The sequence below is a fragment of the Streptococcus suis genome (assembly GCF_002964045.1).
Lineage (GTDB): Bacteria > Bacillota > Bacilli > Lactobacillales > Streptococcaceae > Streptococcus > Streptococcus suis_U.
On sequence record NZ_POPB01000297.1, the window covers coordinates 1 to 403 of the forward strand.

At 42.4% G+C, this 403-nt stretch carries 1 protein-coding gene; it reads left to right on the forward strand.

Annotated features, from left to right (window positions below; all coding sequences use genetic code 11):
* Positions 1–403, forward strand: a 403-nt coding sequence (locus C1E99_RS04290; protein ID WP_193441787.1) for a glutamine amidotransferase-related protein, incomplete at both ends; no start/stop codon positions are given.

Here is a 403-nt window from a genome sequence, read left to right on the forward strand (position 1 = left end):
TCAGAATTGAAAAACCATAAAATTACAGCTGAGGAAGTCCGTGCCATCAATCCAATTGGTATCGTTCTTTCAGGTGGACCAAACTCTGTGTACGCAGAAAATGCCTTTGATATTGATCCAGAAATCTTTGAATTGGGTATTCCAATTCTGGGAATCTGCTACGGTATGCAGTTGATTACCCATAAATTGGGTGGTAAGGTTGTTCCTGCTGGTGAGGCTGGAAATCGTGAATATGGTCAATCAAATCTTCAACTGAAGACTGAATCAGCGCTTTTTGCTGGAACACCAGAAGAACAGCTTGTACTCATGAGCCACGGGGATGCTGTGACTGAAATTCCTGCTGATTTCCACTTGGTTGGTCTTTCTGCTGACTGTCCTTTTGCTGCTATTGAAAATACTGAAC